The 14804-nt window shown below is 38.9% G+C and carries 14 protein-coding genes; all 14 read right to left on the bottom strand.

What is annotated here, in order from left to right; all coding sequences use genetic code 11:
- Positions 1-20: 20 nt before the first annotated feature.
- Positions 21-776, bottom strand: a complete 756-nt coding sequence (tpiA, locus tag IGJ37_RS08075; protein WP_002362045.1) for a triose-phosphate isomerase — start codon at positions 774-776, stop codon at positions 21-23.
- 48 nt (positions 777-824) lie between these two features.
- Positions 825-2018, bottom strand: a complete 1194-nt coding sequence (locus IGJ37_RS08080; RefSeq protein WP_002357094.1) for a phosphoglycerate kinase — start codon at positions 2016-2018, stop codon at positions 825-827.
- Between the two features lie 126 nt (positions 2019-2144).
- On the bottom strand, positions 2145-3146 hold the full coding sequence (gene gap, locus IGJ37_RS08085; RefSeq protein ID WP_002357093.1) for a type I glyceraldehyde-3-phosphate dehydrogenase: 1002 nt from the start codon (positions 3144-3146) through the stop codon (positions 2145-2147).
- Positions 3147-3185: 39 nt separating this feature from the next.
- Positions 3186-4223 (bottom strand): sugar-binding transcriptional regulator, encoded by a 1038-nt coding sequence (locus tag IGJ37_RS08090; protein WP_002357092.1) that lies wholly within the window; start codon positions 4221-4223, stop codon positions 3186-3188.
- A 420-nt stretch (positions 4224-4643) separates the two neighbouring features.
- Positions 4644-5522: a YitT family protein gene (locus IGJ37_RS08095; protein ID WP_002357090.1), complete on the bottom strand. Its 879-nt coding sequence runs from the start codon at positions 5520-5522 to the stop codon at positions 4644-4646.
- A gap of 142 nt (positions 5523-5664) precedes the next feature.
- Entirely contained in the window at positions 5665-6234 is a 570-nt protein-coding gene (locus IGJ37_RS08100) for a TIGR01440 family protein (protein WP_002365825.1), read from the bottom strand.
- Positions 6231-6737, bottom strand: a complete 507-nt coding sequence (locus IGJ37_RS08105) for an ECF transporter S component (protein WP_002357086.1) — start codon at positions 6735-6737, stop codon at positions 6231-6233. The genes IGJ37_RS08100 and IGJ37_RS08105 overlap by 4 nt, the downstream gene beginning before the upstream one ends.
- On the bottom strand, positions 6721-7557 hold the full coding sequence (locus IGJ37_RS08110) for a bifunctional hydroxymethylpyrimidine kinase/phosphomethylpyrimidine kinase (RefSeq protein ID WP_002383128.1): 837 nt from the start codon (positions 7555-7557) through the stop codon (positions 6721-6723). The genes IGJ37_RS08105 and IGJ37_RS08110 overlap by 17 nt, the downstream gene beginning before the upstream one ends.
- Positions 7558-7706: 149 nt before the next feature.
- The gene (aspS, locus tag IGJ37_RS08115) at positions 7707-9476 is read right to left on the bottom strand and encodes an aspartate--tRNA ligase (protein ID WP_002360034.1); all 1770 of its coding nucleotides are present in this window, start codon (positions 9474-9476) and stop codon (positions 7707-7709) included.
- 17 nt (positions 9477-9493) lie between these two features.
- Positions 9494-10795, bottom strand: coding sequence for a histidine--tRNA ligase (hisS, locus tag IGJ37_RS08120; protein ID WP_002362049.1), 1302 nt, complete (start codon positions 10793-10795; stop codon positions 9494-9496).
- Positions 10792-11013: a hypothetical protein gene (locus tag IGJ37_RS08125; RefSeq protein ID WP_002383130.1), complete on the bottom strand. Its 222-nt coding sequence runs from the start codon at positions 11011-11013 to the stop codon at positions 10792-10794. The genes hisS and IGJ37_RS08125 overlap by 4 nt, the downstream gene beginning before the upstream one ends.
- Before the next feature lie 139 nt (positions 11014-11152).
- The gene (dtd, locus tag IGJ37_RS08130; protein WP_002357080.1) at positions 11153-11599 is read right to left on the bottom strand and encodes a D-aminoacyl-tRNA deacylase; all 447 of its coding nucleotides are present in this window, start codon (positions 11597-11599) and stop codon (positions 11153-11155) included.
- 23 nt (positions 11600-11622) lie between these two features.
- On the bottom strand, positions 11623-13836 hold the full coding sequence (locus IGJ37_RS08135) for a RelA/SpoT family protein (RefSeq protein ID WP_002357079.1): 2214 nt from the start codon (positions 13834-13836) through the stop codon (positions 11623-11625).
- Between the two features lie 214 nt (positions 13837-14050).
- Positions 14051-14803 carry a 16S rRNA (uracil(1498)-N(3))-methyltransferase gene (locus tag IGJ37_RS08140; RefSeq protein ID WP_086280254.1) on the bottom strand — a complete coding sequence of 251 codons (753 nt, stop codon included), beginning with the start codon at positions 14801-14803 and terminating at the stop codon, positions 14051-14053.
- Position 14804 lies beyond the last annotated feature (1 nt).

Raw genomic sequence — 14804 nt, forward strand, 5'->3', positions numbered from 1 at the left:
ACGTTACCGTTAGTGATTTCTTATTTTACAGCATCTAATAAAGCTAGGAATGAGTCTGCTTCTAAGCTTGCGCCGCCGACTAAAGCACCGTCAACGTTTTCTTTTGCCATATATTCAGCGATGTTTTCTGGTTTAACAGAACCACCGTATTGAATACGAACAGCTTCAGAAACTTCTTTGCCGTATAATTTTTCAACTGTTGAACGAACAACACCACAGATTTCATCTGCAATATTAGCATCTGCAGATTTACCAGTTCCGATTGCCCAGATTGGTTCGTAAGCGATAACCATTGAAGCAACTTGTTCGTTTGATAAACCAACTAAGCCGTTAGTGATTTGACCTTCGATCCATTCCGCTGTTTTACCAGCTTCATACGTTTCTAAAGTTTCACCACAACAGAAGATTGGTGTCATACCATTTGCAAAGATTGCTTTGGCTTTTTTATTGATATCTTCATCTGTTTCGTGGAAATATTCGCGACGTTCAGAGTGTCCGATAATCACATAGTTTACACCTAAATCTGCAATTGCAGCTGGTGAGTTTTCACCAGTGAAGGCACCAGCGTTTTCCCAGTAGCAGTTTTGTGCAGCTAATTTCACTTCAGAATCTTTTAGGTTCCAAGCTAAAGGAGCTAAGAATAATGCTGGAGATCCAATCACAGCGTCAACAACGTCGTTTGATGGAACAGCATTTTTTACTGCTTCTGCAAAGCTTTGTGCTTCGCTTAAAGTTTTGTTCATTTTCCAGTTACCAGCGATAATTGGTTTGCGCATGAAAAGCACATCCTTTTCTTTTTTTAAAAATATTGTCTTTTAAACTGATTATTTATCGTTAATAGAAGCTAAACCTGGTAAAGTTTTGCCTTCTAATAATTCTAAACTTGCTCCGCCACCTGTTGAGATGTGAGAGAATTTGTTTTCGTAGCCTAATTGAATTGCTGCAGCAGCAGAGTCCCCGCCACCGATGATTGTTGTTGCGTCTTCTAAATTAGCAATCGCTTCACAAACACCAATTGTTCCTTTGGCAAAGTTACTCATTTCAAATACGCCCATTGGTCCATTCCAAACAACTGTTTTCGCACCTTGTAATTCGTTAGCGAATAATTCAATTGTTTTTTCACCAATATCCAAGCCTTCTTCATCATCTGGGATTTCAGTTGAAGGAACCGTGTGGAAAGGAGCGTCATTGCTGAACTCTTTAGAGACAACTGTATCAACCGGTAAAACTAATTTGTCGCCAGCTTTTTCCATTAAGCTTTTCGCTAAGTCCACTTTATCTTCTTCAAGTAAAGATAAACCAACACTATAGCCTTGTGCTTTCATGAATGTGTAAGCCATACCGCCACCGATTAAAATTTTATCGGCTTTTTCAATTAGGTTTTCAATGACAGCGATTTTGTCAGAAACTTTTGCGCCACCCAAGATTGCTACGAATGGACGTTTTGGATTTTCAACAGCTTCGCCGATGAATTTAATTTCTTTTTCCATTAAGAAACCAGCAACTGTTGGGATACCAGTTGAAGCAATTCCAACGTTTGAGGCATGTGCACGGTGTGCAGTACCAAAAGCATCATTGACAAATACATCGCCTAAAGAAGCCCAGTATTTACCCAATTCAGCGTCATTGCCGCTTTCTTTTTTGCCGTCAACATCTTCAAAACGAGTGTTTTCAAATACTAAAACGTCGCCGTCTTTCATATTGTTAACAGCGTCTTCTAATTCTTTACCACGTGTTTCTGGAACAAAAGTAACTGGTTGACCAAGTAATTCGCTTAAACGTTCAGCCACTGGTTTTAATGATTTGCCAGCTTTGTCTTCTTCTGTTTTTACACGACCTAAATGAGAGAAAAGAATTGCTTTTCCGCCATTTTCAATCACGTATTTGATTGTTGGTAAAGCCGCTACGATACGATTATCGTTTGTGATCACGCCATCTTTTAACGGAACGTTAAAGTCAACACGGACAAGGACTTTTTTGTCTTTTAAATCTACATCTTTAATTGTCTTTTTAGCCATGAGTAGACCTCCTGTATTGTCAATTTTAGGATTTTTCTTTTTTAAAAAAAGAAAGCGGAGAAGCGCGTTGCTTCCCCGCTTATTATTTCACAATTGTTCAAATTTCACTAATGATAAGAATGAATCTTATAAGTTAGCGAAGTATTCTAAAGTACGAACTAATTGAGCAGTGTATGACATTTCGTTGTCATACCAAGCAACAGTTTTAACTAATTGTTTGTCGCCAACTGTCATAACTTTTGTTTGAGTTGCATCGAATAATGAACCGTAAGTCATACCTACGATATCAGAAGAAACGATTTCGTCTGTGTTATAACCATAAGATTCGTTAGCAGCTTTTTCCATTACTGCATTCACTTCATCAACAGTAACTTCTTTGTCTAATACAGTAACTAATTCAGTTAATGAACCAGTAGCTACAGGAACACGTTGAGCAGCGCCATCTAATTTACCGTTCAATTCTGGGATTACTAAGCCGATTGCTTTAGCAGCACCAGTTGAGTTAGGTACGATGTTTGCAGCAGCAGCGCGCGCACGACGGAAGTCGCCTTTAGGATGTGGTCCGTCTAATGTCATTTGGTCACCTGTGTAAGCGTGGATAGTTGTCATTAAACCTTCAACAACACCAAAGTTGTCATGTAAAGCTTTAGCCATTGGAGCTAAGCAGTTTGTAGTACAAGAAGCGCCTGAAATTACAGTTTCTTCTCCAGTTAATGTTTCATGGTTTGTGTTGTAAACGATTGTTGGTACATCGTTACCACCAGGAGCTGAAATAACTACACGTTTTGCACCAGCAGTTAAATGTTTTTCAGCAGCTTCTTTAGAAGTAAAGAAACCAGTACATTCTAAAACGATGTCTACGCCTAATTCGCCCCATGGTAATTCTTCAGGGTTACGGTTAGCTAAAACTTTGATTTCTTTGCCGTTAACGTTGAATGAACCTTCGTGAACTTCAACTGTACCGTTGAAACGGCCTTGAGTTGTGTCATATTTTAACAAGTGTGCTAACATTTTAGCATCTGTTAAGTCGTTGATTGCAACTACTTCGATTCCTTCTACATCTTGGATACGACGGAAAGCTAAGCGTCCGATACGTCCAAATCCATTAATACCTACTTTAACTGTCATTAAAGATTTCCTCCTTATGAAAATCAAAAATTTTTTATTTTAAAGGGTTACCCCTTTTAAAATCTCGTTTGCAGCAGCTTCATCTGTGATGAGCCACGTTTGTTTTGGTGCATTTTTCATATATGCGCGAATGGCTTTGGCTTTCGTTTTGCCGCCCGCAATCGCGACGACATAGGGAATTTCTTGTAAGTTTTTTAATTGAAGGCCAATTCGTGGGATTTTATAGACCACTTTTCCTTCTTCATCAAAGAAATAACCAAACGATTCTGCCACGGCATTTTTTTGTTTGAGCATAACCATTTCGTCATCAGACATTTTTCGGCGTGCCGCCATGTGCAACGCTCGACCAATACTGTGCACCACACAGTTGGCATGACTAATTAACGTAAGAACTTCTTGAATCGAGGGTTCTTGTAATAAACTATTATACGTTTCACGACTCAATTGTTCTGGGACATATAACGCCCGGTAGTTACCACCCGTTTTGTTGGCCATTACAGCACTAATTGAATTGGCTTGGACAGAAACTGCTTCACCAATCCCTCCTCTGGCTGGAACAAACAAATTATGACGTTTTTCAGTTTCTAGTGATCCCATATTTTCGGCCACCATGGCCATTGTTGTCCCACCCATAACCGCAATTGTATTCTCACCATTTGGTAAGAGTAAATTCAGCGTATTGGTTAAGACATCTCCAAAGTCCGAAAGAACTTTCTTTTGGATATCACTATCTCCTGCAACAACGATACAACGTTGAATGCCAAAGTACTGTGTCATTTCTTTTTCGATTTGGTGCATGCCAAGCAATTGATTCATGACTAATTCTAAGCCTTGGTAGACTTCCAAACCGCGTTCTGTTAATGTCATTCCGCTTTTTGAAGGTTCAATCAGGTTGAGTTGCTTTAAAACATCTGTTTCTGTACGCAAGACTCGCTCTGTAATTCCCATCGTTTCTGATAAACTTCTACGTCCAATAGGTTGCATCCAATAAATATTGCGAAGAATTTGGAATCTTTCTTGTAATACATCGAGCATATCTGGAGCAACTGCTTCAATCATTTTAAATTCTTTTAACATGATGCGCTCCTTTTGTGGGTCGAAATATGTCCAAGTAAGACTGAAAACGACCTATGAACTTTAAAAAAATAGAATTGATGTTCGTTTTTCCTACTATTTATTCATAACAGTATTAAAAGTACTTATCAATTACACACTTAGTGTACCAGTTTTTTTGGGTCTTTTCAATAAAAATGATTCTTTTTTCATCGTTTTCTTTCAAATCCAAACAAAGCATTCGTTTGTGAGAAACAATAGCGACTTATTTCCGAATAATCAGATCTACTTAAACCAAAAGCAAAGGAATTCACGAACGTCTTTCAATTAACTTCTTGTTTAAATGGGAATTTCAGGTCCTCACACAAAGCATTTTTTTACTTATTTTTCAAAAAAAGCAACGAAAGAATAGACACAGCCCTTCTCTCGTTGCTTCATATCCTTTTATTTGTAGTCTTCTTCGTAAAAACGTCCCAAAATTTTAACATTATCTGAGATGCTGACAAAGGCATTCGGATCACTTTCTTTCATGGCTGCTTCTAAACTTGGCAACTCAAAGCGTGTCACAATAGTTAGCAAAACAGTTTGGCGGTCGTGGCGATATGCCCCTTCCGCTTCATGAATAATTGTAATACCGCGGCGCATTTTCTTTTGAATCTCATCCACGACTCGATCTGGGTTTTTGGTGACAATCATAACTTGCATTTTCTTTTGCTTAGTATAAACGGCATCTGTGACCTTCCCACTTACAAAAATTGATAACGCACTGTAGAACATGTACTGCCAGCCAAATAAATAACCTGCAACGAAGACAATTAGTGCGTTAAAATAAATTGAAATCGAGCCAACGGAACGCCCCGTTTTTTTCCGAATGGTAATGCTTAGAATATCTAATCCCCCAGAAGAAACCCCGTTTTTTAAGACAAAACCAATTCCTGATCCAGAAATCGCCCCACCAAAAATAGCACAGATAATTGGATCTTGGGTCATCACCGTTTGCGGAACAATATGCATAAATAATGAAGTTAAAGTCACGGTAATGAAAGTAAAAATTGTAAACTTCTTACCTATTTTTTTCCACGCAATAAAGAATAACGGCACGTTTAAAAGATACAATGTAATGGAGACAGGCACATTAAAACCGACAATTTTTGTTGAGAGGGTTGTTAAAATTTGTGCCAAGCCTGTTAAGCCACTGGAATAAATATTTCCTGGTTGATAGAAAAAGTTCATGGCAATTGATGCAAGAATAGCATAGACAATCGACACAGAAAATTTTGTTGTATAGTCATGAACTGGCAGTCCGTCATAAATTTTTTTCATAAATAATAGCCTCGTTTCAGGTTTTCAATAAATTACATTTCTTTTCATATTATACGTGGTTTACCGAGAGAAAAAAAGAGATTCCTATAATAATTACGGAAGATTCATCAAATGTTTATAGAAATGAAAAAAGAACGAAATCTTAACGATTTCGTTCTTGGGTTGTTTCATAATGGGCTCTTGGTCCACCAATATATTTAGGACGAGAATATAATGCTGTAACATGGGCCGCACCTAACGTTCGAATGCTCAAGCGAAGAGGAACTTGCACATGTTTTACATGCATACCGATAGATGTATCGCCAATGTCAATCCCTGCTTGAGCAACAATATGTTCAACTTCCACAGGTTCATCAAATTTTTCAAAGGCAGCCACTGAACAAGAACCGCCAGCATGTAATTGTGGTACTACCGAGACAATTTCAAAGCCTTTTTCTTCAGCCACACGACGTTCCATCGCTAAAGCACGATTAATATGTTCGCATCCTTGGACAGCCAAAGAGATGCCTTTTTTATCTAATTGTTCAATTAAGGTTGAGACAATCCATTGTCCTACTTCGGCACTGGAATTTTTACCAATGACGCCACCTACTACCTCGCTAGTGGTACAACCTAAAACAAATAGGTCCCCTTTTTGTAAATTTCCTGCTGTAATGACTTCTTCTGTAATTGTCACTAACTGTTCTTTTAACATTTTTTCATCGATAGTCATTTGTTCATCCTTCTTTCTTCTAAACGACCATTTTTTGGTAACACACGTTTTAATGTTTGACTAAGAGGCAATGCTACAATCACCCCAAATAAGGATTGAATGATATTCCCTGGTAATGAGGCAATCCCCGCACCCACGCCGTAAAGCCAGCTAGTCGCTAAAGCATACCCGCTAATCATGAGGAGACTGGCTAAAAGTAATCCTAGCGTTTGCATCTTTTTATTTTTATTAAAGAAGTGCCCTGCTAACCAACCTTGTCCGCCATGAATCAATAACGAAAAAACGAACCATTGTGGATAGCCTGACAATAAATCAATTAAACCACCGCTTAAAGCTCCGACTGTCAAGCCACCAATCGGACCAAAAAGTAAACTAGCAATGTAAATCCCTGCATCCGCCAATGTAACAAAGCCATTTGTTGCTGGGACGGGGATAATAAAGACCATTGACACAGCCACTGTTAAAGCGGTAATTACTGCATATAGACTAATTTTTCTTGTCATTATCCGCCACACCTCCTGCTAGTAATCCTTCATGCCACACACTTCCAAAAGCTGCATTTAGCTGGACCCCAGAAACAATGGCTTCATGAACGTATGTTTTTGCTAAATCAACTGCTTCAATTAACGGATATCCTTTAACTAAATTCGCACCAATTGCAGAGGCAAAGGAACAACCAGCGCCATCAATGGTGTGGGCCATTACTTTTTCTTTGACCAATTGAATATGTTGTTGTCCATCATAAAAAAAGTCACGTGCTTCTTGACCAAGCCAACGATTACCACCTTTAATCACCACCGTTGCCGCTCCTAAAGAGTTTAACTCTTCCGCCGCTTGTTGGACTTCTTCGACGGTTGTTAATTTTCTGCCAATGAGTAATTCTGCTTCTTTTAAATTAGGCGTTATAATCGTTGCGAATGGAAAAAGTTTTTCAATCAATAACTGCATGTATCTTTTTTCATAAACTGAAGTCGTTTCTTTAAAAGCCAAGACAGGATCCAACACCACCGGCAGACCTGCGTGCTTTTTCAAAAAGGTTACAATTTGTAACATACTTTCTTCACTGTGAATCAAGCCAATCTTGATGCCGTCTAAACTCCCGGCAGGTATGGAAGCGAGTTGCTCTTTCACCAAAGAAGTCTCCAGGTCATGAATCTGAAAATGATTCTTGGGGGCTGTAGCAAGGCAAGTTAAAGTTGATAAGCCAAAGACTTGATGATTTTCAAACGTTTTTAAATCTGTTTGAATCCCGCCACCTGAAAAAGGATCGGAACCGCCAATTGTTAAAATTATTTTTGTCATTTGTTTCGCTCCTTTATACACTCAGTTATCATACAAAGTTTTCTAAAAAGAAAAAACAGCCAATTGGCAGATTTTTAGCTCAGCCACTTTTTATTTTGTTATCCTTTTCCTTCCCAAAGAAAGAGTGACCTCATCCGTCAATGAAGTCACTCTTTCTTTGGATTTAACACTTATTCGTCAATGGCTGTTACATCAATGTTTAATTCAAACAATTGTAATGGAGAAACTAAACTTGGTGCGTTGTTCATTGGGTCAATTGCTTTCCCGTTTTTAGGGAAGGCAATCACTTCACGAATATTTTCTTCCCCAGCCAATAGCATTGCTAAGCGGTCTAGCCCTAAAGCAATCCCTCCATGTGGCGGGAAGCCGTAATCTAATGCGTCTAGCAAGAAACCAAATTGGTCTTGTGCTTCTTCTTTTGTAAAACCTAACGTTTCAAACATTTTTTCTTGTAATTCTCGTGTATGGATCCGTAATGAGCCGCCACCTAATTCGTAGCCGTTTAAGACAACATCGTAAGCTTCAGCATACACAGAGGCTGGGTCTGTTGCTAAGCGGGCCACATCCTCTGCTTTTGGTTGTGTAAATGGATGATGAGCAGAAACATAGCGGCCAGCTTCTTCATCATATTCAAACAACGGCCAATCCACAATCCATAAGAAATTGAATTTCGATTCATCAATTAAACCTAATTCTTTACCTAAACGTGTACGTACCGCACCTAAAGCAGCGGCTACGATTTCAGGTTTATCGGCACCAAACATTAAAATATCACCGACTTCTGCATTGGTAGCAGCAATTAATTCATCACTAACTTCTGTTAAGAATTTAGCAATCGGTCCTTTTAAGCCATCTTCTTCAACTTTTAACCAAGCTAAGCCTTTTGCGCCAAATTGACTCACATACTTCCCTAAGTTATCCATATCTTTACGAGAATACTTATCTGCGGCGCCTTTTGCATTCAAAGCCTTCACATGTCCACCATTTTCCAACGCTGCTTGGAAAACTTTGAAGTCTACGTCTTTCACTACATCTGCAACATCAATTAATTCCATAGCAAAACGAGTGTCGGGTTTATCGCTACCATAGCGTGCCATTGCTTCGTCATAGCTCATTCGTGGAAACGGAACAGAAATCTCAATTCCTTTTGTCTCTTTCATCACTTCAGCCAACATATTTTCTGTATATGTTTGAATTTCTTCTGGTGTTAAAAAGGTCGTTTCGATATCGATTTGTGTAAATTCTGGTTGACGGTCGCCTCGTAAATCTTCATCACGGAAACAGCGAACGATTTGGTAATAGCGATCGAAGCCTGCCCCCATTAATAATTGTTTAAAGAGTTGTGGTGATTGTGGTAAAGCATAAAAATGACCGGCATGGACACGAGAAGGAACCAAATAATCGCGAGCGCCTTCTGGTGTTGATTTGCCTAAATAAGGAGTTTCAATGTCTAAAAAGTCATGATTATCTAAATAGTGACGGATTGTTTTCGTTACTTGGTGACGTAATTTAATGTTGTTTGTCATTGATGGACGACGTAAATCTAAATAACGATATTTCATGCGCAATTCGTCATTAACGTTATTGTCATCTTCAATGGTAAATGGCGTTGTTTTCGCAGTATTTAAAATCGTAATGTCAGTCGCCATCACTTCAAACTCGCCAGTTTTCATTTTGGGATTAATCGCTTCTTTATCACGATAAACGACTTGACCTTTAACTTCGATGACGTATTCACTACGACATTTATCAGCAATTTCCCATGCTTCTTTTGACTTTTCTGGGTTAAAGACCACTTGGACGATTCCTTCACGGTCACGTAAATCAATAAAGATAACGCCTCCTAAGTCACGACGTTTTTGAACCCATCCTTTTAATACAACTTCTTTTTCAATAAATTCGGCAGATACATTGCCGCAATAGGTTGTGCGTTTTGCCATTTCTCAATCTCTCCTTTTTATTCTTCAATCATTTTTGTCATCATTTCGTCATACACTTCATCAAATGAATCATGAATAGCACTTAACGGGAAGGCTTTTTCTTCGCGTGTTGCCATTGATTTTACGTTGACAATGCCTTCATTCAATTCATTTTCACCGATTGTTAAAACTAATTTTGCTTGTAATTTATCGGCCGTTTTAAATTGCGCTTTTGGTTTGCGATTCATGTAATCACGATCAGCTGAGAAACCAAAGTTACGAATGCTTTGAACAAGTTGCAAAGCTGCGACGTTGGTTTCTGAACCAATGCCAACCACATATGCGTCTAATTCAGATAACGCTGGAATCACAACTTCTTCAGCTTCCATTGTTAACAACACTCGCTCAATGCCCATACCAAAACCAAAACCTGGTGTGTCTGGGCCGCCTAATTCTTCAACTAAACCATTGTATCGGCCCCCTGCACAAATAGTTGATTGCGCACCCATTTTAGGCGCTTCACTCATAATTTCAAAAATTGTGTGTGTGTAATAATCCAGCCCGCGAACCATATTACTATCAATTTCATAAGGAATTTCTAGTAAATCTAACATATCAGTTACTGCTTCAAAATGTGCTTTAGATGGTTCATTTAAATAATCTAAAATGGAGGGCGCTTCTGCGACAATCACCTTGTCTTTTTTATCTTTGCTGTCTAACACCCGCAATGGATTTTCGTGTAAGCGACGTTGTGAATCCTCGCTTAATTCTGCCATATGGGGCTCTAAATAATCGATTAATGCTTGACGGTACGTAGCACGTGTTTCTTTATCCCCCAAGGAATTAATAACTAATTTGATTTGTTGGATGCCTAATTGTTTGAAGAAGTCCAAAGCCATAGCCATGATTTCAACATCCAATGCTGGGTTTTCACTACCAAATGCTTCCACACCAATTTGATGGAATTGACGCAAACGACCAGCTTGTGGGCGTTCATAGCGGAACATCGGCCCCATGTAATAGGTTTTATATGGTTTCGTATATTCCGGACCATATAATTTATTTTCAACGAAGGCCCGAACAATTGGCGCTGTCCCCTCAGGACGTAGCGTCACGTGACGGTCTCCTTTATCATAAAAATCATACATTTCTTTTGAAACAATATCTGTAGTATCGCCAACACTGCGAGATATTACTTCATAATGTTCAAAAATCGGGGTTCTGATTTCTTGGTATTGATAATCTTTAAAAATCAAACGAGCTGTTTCTTCCACAAATTGCCATTTTTCAGAAGTTCCTGGCAAAATATCGTTTGTTCCTTTTGGTTTTTGATAACTCATTGTCTTTCTCTCCTTCTATCATTCCACAAAAATGTGTGCGCCATTTTCTTTTTTCTAAAAATGAAAAAAGCCCTTGTATGTTGAACATACAAGGGCGTAAAAGTCTCTTTTACACGGTACCACCTAGTTTTGAAAGATTTTACTCTTTCCTCAACGATTAACGCTCGTAACGGGACGGCTTTTCTTCCGTCCATCTCCAGAATGTCTTTCACTTTCACTGTTGAAGTTGCTCTCAGCCACGGCAACTCTCTCTTCGCAGACAGATGAAACTTACTCGTTCCTTCGTAGATTTTTAATATTATCTATAAACTACTAAAGTTCTCTTAGAAAGTCAAGGGGTTCCGACAGGAAAATCAATTATTTTTCTCGTGTATCAATCACAATGGTTACTGGACCATCATTGGTCAACGACACTTGCATATCCGCGCCAAATTCTCCTGTGGCTACCGCTATTCCTTCTGCTTCTAATTGTTGATTAAATAATTCATACAAAGGAATCGCCACATCTGGACGAGCCGCTTCAATAAAACTGGGACGATTGCCTTTTTTAGTTTTTGCATAGAGGGTAAATTGAGAGATACTTAGAATTGATCCTTCAATCTCTTGAATGCTGCGATTCATTTTTCCTTCGTCATCTTCAAAAACACGTAATTTACTAATTTTGCCAACAACATAAGCCACATCTTCTGGCGTGTCTTCTTGATGGATGCCCACCAGCACCATGAAGCCTTGTTTGATTTGTCCCACTATCTGCTCTTCTATCGCAACTTGTGCTTGACTGACTCTTTGAATAACTACTTTCATCTTTTTTGCCTCACTTTTAACACTTACCCATTGGTTCGACGAACACTATAAACATCTGGTACACTTTTAATTTTGTCAACGATGGTTTTTAAATGAGAAAGGTTTTGAATTTTCACAGTGACATGAATCTGGGCCATCTTATCTTTGGATGGACGAGCTTCAACGCCAACTAAATTTTTTGTCATCGAACTAATGACTTGTAAAACATCACTCAGTAAGCCACTACGATCATAGCCGTAAATCTCCAAATCGGCAGCGTATTCTTTGCGACTGTGCTCGGTATCTTCCCACTCAACTTCAATTAGACGTTGTGCTAGTTCTTCTTGATGTTGTACGTTAGGACAGTCCGCACGATGAATTGAAACGCCACGTCCTTTGGTAATGTAACCAACGATTTCATCACCAGGCACTGGATTACAACAGCGGCTTAAACGAATCAATAGGTTGTCCACCCCTTGAATCACGATGCCGCCTTCATGACGAACTTTCATTTTTTCTGATTCTTTTTTAGCTGGCTGATTTAACAACTCTTCTGCTTCTTGACGTTGGCGTTCCAACTCTTGTTCGCGGCGTTCTTTTTCTGTTAAACGATTGCACACTACTTGCGCACTTACTTCGCCATAACCTACTGCCGCAAATAAATCATCTTCCGTTTGAAATTTGAATTTATCTAGCACTTCCGCCATTTTATTCTTCGTTAAAAATTCTTTTGGTGTAAAGCCGATTTCTGTCATGTATTTAATGACAGCATCATGCCCTTTAATAATATTATCTTCACGGTCTTGTTCTTTAAAGAAACGTTTGATTTTATTTTTAGCTTTACTTGTTTTAACCATTTTCAACCAGTCGCGACTAGGTCCGAAAGAATTCGGTGATGTTAGGACTTCAATAATATCCCCATTTTTTAGGACATAGTCTAACTGTACCATTTTGCCGTTGACCTTCGCACCGGTTGTTTTATTCCCAATTTCAGTATGAATGCTGTAGGCAAAATCTAGTGGTCCGGAGCCTTTTGGCAGTTCGGTTACATCTCCGCTTGGCGTAAAGACATAGACTTTGTCGCTAAAAATGTCTTCTTTCACACCTTGCATAAATTCAGAAGCATCATAGCTTTCATCTTGTAATTCAATAATTTCATGGAACCAATCGACTTGCTTCGTCAGTTCATCTGTTTCAATTTTTTCCGCTTTGCCTTCTTTATAGGCCCAGTGAGCCGCCACCCCAAATTCGGCGATTTGGTGCATCTCATGGGTCCGAATTTGGACCTCTACTGGATTCCCTTTTGGTCCAATAACTGTCGTATGGATAGATTGATACATATTCGCTTTTGGCATAGCAATATAATCTTTAAAGCGACCTGGCATTGGTGTCCAACGTGTATGAATCGCCCCTAACACGGCATAGCAATCTTTAATGGAATCGACAATAACACGAATGGCTAATAAGTCATAGATTTCATTAAACTGTTTCTTTTGGTCCTTCATTTTACGATAGATTGAATAAATATGTTTTGGTCGACCATATATTTCTGCGTAAATTTCTAAATCTTCCGTAGCTAAACGAATATCTTCGACTGCTTCTGCCACATAAGCTTCACGTTCATCACGTTTACTTTGCATCAAATTAACAATTCGATAGTATTGGTTGGGGTTAATATAACGTAAGGCCGTATCTTCTAATTCCCATTTAATTCGACTAATCCCTAAGCGATGTGCTAAAGGCGCATAAATTTCTAAAGTTTCTTGCGCAATCCGTCGTTGCTTATCTTCACGTAAATGTTTTAATGTGCGCATATTGTGCAAACGATCGGCTAGTTTCACCATAATGACCCGTAAATCTTGCGCCATTGCCAATAACATTTTCCGATGGTTTTCGGCTAATTGTTCTTCATGAGATTTATATTTAATTTTTCCTAGTTTCGTCACGCCATCGACTAACATTGCGATGTCTTCGCCAAATTCTTCTTTTAAATCGTCCAGTGTTACGTCCGTATCTTCGACAACATCATGTAAAAATCCTGTTGCTACAGTATGGGGATCCATATGTAATTCAGCCAGAATGCCTGCCACTTGAATCGGATGGATGATGTAAGGTTCACCTGATTGTCGGACTTGACCTTCGTGTGCTTTTTCAGCATAAGTTAATGCTTTTTGAACCAACTCAACATGTTCTGGTCCCATATAGGTACTTACAATTTTGATGACCGCTGGGCCTGTCAGTATTTCTTCTTTTGGCATGGTATTCACTCCTCTATGAAGGTGACCTTTGGATAAAGAACACTTCGTTCACGTTTTATCTATTTTAATAAAAAAGAAAAGTACCACTTGAAACAGTAGCACTTTCAACAACTCTATTATACTAAATTTCCCTTAAATTTCAATCACTGTCGCTTTTTTACTCTCTCTTTATTCAAAGAGAATGCCTACAAGAATTTTACAGGCGGGCTTTCGTTTAATTTAAAAGTTCCATTTGGTAGCTAACCGCACTTAAAAGATACAACGGTGCTGTTTCTGCTCGTAAAATTCTCGGACCCAACCCGCAAAGTTTCGCCCCAGCCTGCAGAAATTGTTCAATTTCTTGCGGTGCAAAGCCACCTTCAGGTCCAAAGAGCACACACAAACGTGCGCCTGGCTGGCAAGTGGATAATACTTGTGCTAATTGACTTTTTTCTCCTTGTTTTGCTGATTCTTCATACGCAACCAAGACTGTGTCATATGAGTCAAATTGCGCAATGATTTCTTGTGTTTTTTCCACCAAAGAAACATTTGGTGTCTGCTGCCGATGCGATTGCTCCGCCGCTTCTGTGGCAATTTTTTGTAATCTTTTTTCTTTGGCTGCTCTTTTTTTGTGGTCCCATTTGACAACGGAAGTTTTCGCAGGAAAGCCGATAAACTGATTGCCACCTAGCTCCGTGCCTTTTTGAACAATCCATTCTAACTTGTCCCCTTTTGGTAACCCACACGCAATCGTCACTTCAATTGGCAATTCTTTGTCCATTTCTTCTTTACTAATTTCTTTAAAGTAAACAGATGTTGAATCAATTTCCACAATCTCAGCTAAAATGGCAGTTTTATTTTGAAATACTAAATAACAACGATCATTCGGCGTCATTCGCATAACTCGCACAATATGATGATAGTTTTCATCTGCGACTTTATACAAATCTTTTTCTTGATAATCTTCTTTCATGAAATACCGTTGCATT

The sequence above is a fragment of the Enterococcus sp. AZ104 genome (assembly GCF_050546705.1).
GTDB lineage: Bacteria > Bacillota > Bacilli > Lactobacillales > Enterococcaceae > Enterococcus > Enterococcus faecalis.

Coding starts and splice junctions, on each gene's coding strand:
- tpiA (WP_002362045.1), bottom strand. CDS start 776: ATGCGCAAACCAATTATCGCTGGTAACTGGAAAATGAACAAAACTTTA.
- gap (WP_002357093.1), bottom strand. CDS start 3,146: ATGACAGTTAAAGTAGGTATTAATGGATTTGGACGTATCGGACGCTTA.
- dtd (WP_002357080.1), bottom strand. CDS start 11,599: ATGAAAGTAGTTATTCAAAGAGTCAGTCAAGCACAAGTTGCGATAGAA.
- IGJ37_RS08090 (WP_002357092.1), bottom strand. CDS start 4,223: ATGTTAAAAGAATTTAAAATGATTGAAGCAGTTGCTCCAGATATGCTC.
- IGJ37_RS08095 (WP_002357090.1), bottom strand. CDS start 5,522: ATGAAAAAAATTTATGACGGACTGCCAGTTCATGACTATACAACAAAA.
- IGJ37_RS08080 (WP_002357094.1), bottom strand. CDS start 2,018: ATGGCTAAAAAGACAATTAAAGATGTAGATTTAAAAGACAAAAAAGTC.
- IGJ37_RS08105 (WP_002357086.1), bottom strand. CDS start 6,737: ATGACAAGAAAAATTAGTCTATATGCAGTAATTACCGCTTTAACAGTG.
- hisS (WP_002362049.1), bottom strand. CDS start 10,795: ATGAGTTATCAAAAACCAAAAGGAACAAACGATATTTTGCCAGGAACT.
- IGJ37_RS08100 (WP_002365825.1), bottom strand. CDS start 6,234: ATGACTATCGATGAAAAAATGTTAAAAGAACAGTTAGTGACAATTACA.
- aspS (WP_002360034.1), bottom strand. CDS start 9,476: ATGGCAAAACGCACAACCTATTGCGGCAATGTATCTGCCGAATTTATT.
- IGJ37_RS08135 (WP_002357079.1), bottom strand. CDS start 13,836: ATGCCAAAAGAAGAAATACTGACAGGCCCAGCGGTCATCAAAATTGTA.
- IGJ37_RS08140 (WP_086280254.1), bottom strand. CDS start 14,803: ATGCAACGGTATTTCATGAAAGAAGATTATCAAGAAAAAGATTTGTAT.